This window comes from Actinoplanes sp. NPDC051633 (assembly GCF_040681735.1).
In the GTDB taxonomy this organism is placed as follows: Bacteria; Actinomycetota; Actinomycetes; order Mycobacteriales; family Micromonosporaceae; genus Actinoplanes.
The window spans coordinates 1-4,231 of the sequence record NZ_JBFAZH010000690.1 but is presented as its reverse complement, the minus strand read 5'-3'; the positions used below and the strand labels follow the sequence as shown (position 1 = coordinate 4,231).

The following is a 4,231-nucleotide window of genomic DNA, read 5'->3' as shown; positions in this document are numbered from 1 at the left end:
CGGCGTGGCCTCCGGCCGCTGCCCGGCAGCTCGGTGACCGCCTCCGGATCGGTCGGGGTGACCACCAGCTCGGTGAAGACGCCGCGGTGACGCAGCGCCACCGCCGCGACCGCCGACCACGGGATGTGCACGGCGCGCCGGCCGGTCGCCGCGAACTCCAGGCCGTGCACCGAGCTGTGCAACCAGCCCAGGCGGCGCCAGACCACGAGGATGATCGCCGCGGCGGCGACCGCCGGGACGACGATCAGGCTCTCCCCGATCGTGACGATGTCGCCGGCCGTCGGCCGTACCCCGAACGGCAGCCCGACCAGGACGGCCGCGCCGCGGAAGATCGCCCAGGCGGCCGCGATCACCCACAGCATCGTGATGAAGACCGTGCCGCGCGGCTGGACGAAAATCGTCGCGTCGTCGGACGGGCCGATGGCTGGCTGCTCGCGATCCACGCGATCATTATGCCCGTTCTGGGGCATCATGATCACATGACGGCGGTGGTGAGGCTTACCGTGTCCCATCCGTGGATGGCCGACGCGGTCGAGCTGTTCGACGCGTACCGGCAGCATTACGGCGCGAATCCGGCGCCCGCCGCGGTCGAGGAGTGGATGCGCGACCAGATGATCACCGACCGGCTGCGGGTCTACGCGGCCGGGCGCCACGACCTGGTCAGGGGCGTCTGCACCGTGTCCGTCGTACCCGCATCATTGACCTTGCGGACCGTCTGGCTGATCCGCGATCTCTACGTCGACCCCGACGCGCGCCGCGCAGGTCTCGGCCGTGCGCTGCTGGCGCACGTCGCCGAGGCCGCGCACGACGAGGGCGCGCACCGGCTCTCGCTGCAGACCGAAAGCGACAACGTGCGCGCGCTCGAGCTCTACGCGAGGTCCGGGTTCGAGCCGGTCACGGAAGTGGTACAGCTGTCTCGGACTCTCTGACACGCTGCGTGACGACGGTTGGGGTAAGGCGGCTGGTGAACGTCTTGGTCGCGGTCCACAGCTTGTAGATCAGCAGCAGCTCGAAGCCGATCAGCAGCACCGCGGAGGCCACCGTCACCCCGATGATCTGGTGGGTCAGCGGGCCGACGATGAAGACGAACATCTGAAACTCGATGCCGCTGAACAGGTGCGCGCGGATGCGCTGCCCGATCAGCCGGTTGCGCAGCCGGGTGAACGCCCCGAACCGTCCGCGGAACTCGCCGTAGACGTCCACCACCGGCCGCTCGACGCCGTCCTTGCCGGCCGCGGTCACCACGCTGCCGGTTTCCGCGAGGCCCGCCGGGTGCACGGTGGTCGCGGCGGCCTCCTCGAGGAAGATCGGCTTCTCGCCGGCCGTGGCCAGGCGGTCCTTCATGTCGTCCTTGACCTTGTTCATCTGCAGGGCGTTGAGGTAGCGGAACATGTCCAAGAAGATCACCAGGCCGCCGAGCCAGAGATAAACCAGGTCTTGTGTACGTGCGAACTGCCCGCCCATCAGCGCGATCGTGCACGCGAGCACCCGGAGCCGGTCGAACACGTAGTCCAGCCAGGCGCCGAAGACCGACCCGGTGCCGTTCAACCGGGCGATCTTGCCGTCCATGCAGTCCAGCACGAAGCTCAGGTGGAAGAGCGCGGCGCCGGCGATCAGCCATCCCCAGCTCTGCTGCCAGAAACACAGGGCGGCGCCGAGACCGAGCAGGAACGCGCCGACGGTCAGCCGGTTCGGGGTCACCGCGGGCCACGGCGCGACCAGCCGGACCAGGCGGGAGGCAAGCGGGTCGACCAGCCAGACCGTCCACCAGGCGTCACGGTCCTTGTACGTCCGCTCGCGTACCTCGGCGAGCGACACCTTCTCCACCATGACCGCAACCCCGTCGTCGTGATCCGAATGTGAACAGAAACCGACGAGGAGCATACGGGGGGACGACAAGGGGTCTCGCGAAATTGGTGCTGGGCTGCGGCCGTGTCAGGATTCCCGGGTCCTTGCCGTTCTTCCCTTGGGGGTTGTGTGGACGCCGAGCATGTGGCGGGCGAACTCGAGTCGGTCGTGCTCACCGAGGAGCAGATCCTGACGCGGGTCGCGGCACTGGCCGCCGCTCTGGCCGAGGAGTACGCGGGCCGGACACCGGTGCTGGTCGGCGTGCTGGGCGGGGCGGCGACGTTCACCGTCGACCTGGCGCGCGCGTACCCGGGTCAGGTGGAGATCGCGTGGATGGCGATCAAGTCGTACAGCACGCGCAACCGCGCCTCCGGCTCCGTACGCCTGCTCAAAGACCTCGACCTCGACATCGCCGGCCGTGACGTGATCATCATCGACACGGTGATCGACACGGGGCTGACGATGAACTGGCTGATCGCGAACCTGCGCCAGCGCGGCCCGGCGTCGGTGGCGGTGTGCGCGCTGATGAAGAAGCCGGACACGCCCGACTTCGGCGAGACGCCGGCGTACGTCGGCTGCGACGTGCCGGCCGGGCTGATCGTCGGCTACGGCCTGGACTTCCGGGGCCACTACCGCAACCTGCGCTGCGCGGCCGTCCTGTCGCCGGTCCATGCGAGAGGCTGAGGCAGCCGCTGAGACGGCCGCTGCGATCGCCGCCGCGGTGATGGCCCGCGAGCCGGTCGGCGGGATCCGGATCGTCGGCGTCGACGGTCCGAGCGGCTCGGGCAAATCCACCCTGGCGGCCCGGCTCGCCCCGCGGCTGCGCGCGCCGATCGTCGAGATCGACGACTTCGTGTCGTGGGACTCGTTCGCGGGGTGGTGGCCGCGCTTCGACGAGCAGGTGCTGACGCCGCTGCTGGCCGGCCGCGATGCGGTCTTCCAGGCCCGGGACTGGAGCGATTGGTACGGGTCGTCGCTGGGTGAGTGGAAGACGGTGCGGTGGTCGCCGACGGTGATCTTCGAGGGCGTGACGTGTACGCGGCGCGAGACGGCCGGACGCCTCAGTTACGCGGTGTGGGTCGAGGCGCCGGCCGATCTGCGGTTGTCGCGGGGCTTGGCCAGGGACAAGGCGTTCCCCGGGGCGGACGGGTTGTGGCGGCGCTGGATGGCCGAGGAGGAGGCGTTCTTCGCCGCGGACGGCACGCGCGACCGGGCCGACACCGTCGTCTCCTGAGCGGACGCCTAAATTCGATGCTCAGGTGGTGGGCCTGCCGAACCAGCGGAGCAGGTGGTCGTCCAGGTCCTGCTGCTGGTCGCCGATCCAGGCGACGTAGCCGTCGGGGCGCAACAGGAGACCCGGGACATCCAGTGCCGCGGTCGGATCCGCGAGGTGGTCGACCCGGTCGGACCAGCCGCCGGCGGTCAGCCGTTCGGTGCGGTCCAGCAGCAGGCCGCGGCCGCGATGCAGCAGACCGTACAGGTGGCCTCGGTTCACGTCGATGTCGCGCAGGCGGCGACCGACCAGGTCGGGGCCCGGGCCGAAGTCGTACCGGATGCCGATCGCGGTGATCTTCCCGAGCAGATGGCGGTTCACCTCGTCGAAGTCCATCAGCTCGGCGAGCAGCCTGCGCACGGCCCGCGGGCCCGGTTCGGCGGACAGCAACTCCGTCTGCGCGCGGGTGTTGTCCAGCACGTCCTCGGCGACCGGGCGACGTTCCGCCTGGTAGGTGTCCAGCAGCGTGTCCGGCGCCCAGCCGCGGATCTGCGCGGCCAGTTTCCAGCCGAGGTTGACGGCGTCCTGAAGGCCCAGGTTGAGGCCCTGCCCGCCGATGGGCGGGTGGATGTGTGCCGCATCGCCGGCCAGCAGCACCCGGCCGGCCCGGTAACGGTCGGCCAGCCGGGTGGCATCGCCGAAGCGGGACAACCAGCGCGGGGAATGCACGCCGAAATCGGTGCCGGCGATGGCGCGCAACTGGTGTTTGAAATCGTCGAGGGTGGGCGGTTCCGCGCGATCGCCGACTCCCGCGGCGGGGACCACGACGCTGTAGATCCCGACGCCGACGGGCCGGAGGCTGAACCGCCTGCCGGTGGCGACGACCTCTCCCGGCGGCACGCCTACTTCCATCTCGCCCATCAGCGTCTCGTTGCGCGAGGGCTCGCCGGGGAAGCCGACGCCGAGCAGTTTGCGCACCGTGCTGCGCGCGCCGTCACAGCCGACGAGATAGCGGGTACGCAGCCGTTCGCCGCCGGCCAGTTCGACGGTCACTGCGGTGTCGTCCTGCTCGAGGCCGGCCACCGCGCAGCCGCGCCGGACCTGCGCGCCGAGCTCGATCGTGTGTTCTTCGAGCAGCCGGACGACGACCGGCTGCGGGATGCCCAGCAG

Annotated in this window: 6 protein-coding genes; 3 read left to right on the top strand and 3 right to left on the bottom strand. The window is 70.3% G+C overall.

Annotated elements, in window-relative coordinates; all coding sequences use genetic code 11:
- Positions 1–443, bottom strand: a 443-nt coding sequence (locus AB0M20_RS29855) for a hypothetical protein (protein WP_364303652.1), incomplete at its 3' end; no start/stop codon positions are given.
- 75 nt (positions 444–518) lie between these two features.
- Between AB0M20_RS29855 and AB0M20_RS29850 the strand changes: the two genes are divergently transcribed.
- On the top strand, positions 519–929 hold the full coding sequence (locus AB0M20_RS29850; RefSeq protein ID WP_364303651.1) for a GNAT family N-acetyltransferase: 411 nt from the start codon (positions 519–521) through the stop codon (positions 927–929).
- On the opposite strand, the gene AB0M20_RS29845 is transcribed toward AB0M20_RS29850, so the two are convergent.
- The gene (locus tag AB0M20_RS29845) at positions 895–1,830 is read right to left on the bottom strand and encodes a CDP-alcohol phosphatidyltransferase family protein (RefSeq protein WP_364303650.1); all 936 of its coding nucleotides are present in this window, start codon (positions 1,828–1,830) and stop codon (positions 895–897) included. The genes AB0M20_RS29850 and AB0M20_RS29845 overlap by 35 nt on opposite strands.
- Before the next feature lie 147 nt (positions 1,831–1,977).
- Between AB0M20_RS29845 and hpt the strand changes: the two genes are divergently transcribed.
- The gene (gene hpt, locus AB0M20_RS29840; protein WP_364303649.1) at positions 1,978–2,532 is read left to right on the top strand and encodes a hypoxanthine phosphoribosyltransferase; all 555 of its coding nucleotides are present in this window, start codon (positions 1,978–1,980) and stop codon (positions 2,530–2,532) included.
- On the top strand, positions 2,519–3,082 hold the full coding sequence (locus tag AB0M20_RS29835) for a hypothetical protein (protein WP_364303648.1): 564 nt from the start codon (positions 2,519–2,521) through the stop codon (positions 3,080–3,082). Before hpt ends, AB0M20_RS29835 begins: the two co-directional genes overlap by 14 nt.
- Before the next feature lie 21 nt (positions 3,083–3,103).
- Here the strand turns inward: AB0M20_RS29835 and AB0M20_RS29830 are convergent.
- Positions 3,104–4,231 (bottom strand): FAD-dependent monooxygenase (locus tag AB0M20_RS29830; RefSeq protein WP_364303647.1); only part of this gene is annotated, 1,128 nt, incomplete at its 5' end.

Coding starts and splice junctions, on each gene's coding strand:
- AB0M20_RS29845 (WP_364303650.1), bottom strand. CDS start 1,830: ATGGTGGAGAAGGTGTCGCTCGCCGAGGTACGCGAGCGGACGTACAAG.
- AB0M20_RS29850 (WP_364303651.1), top strand. CDS start 519: ATGGCCGACGCGGTCGAGCTGTTCGACGCGTACCGGCAGCATTACGGC.
- AB0M20_RS29835 (WP_364303648.1), top strand. CDS start 2,519: ATGCGAGAGGCTGAGGCAGCCGCTGAGACGGCCGCTGCGATCGCCGCC.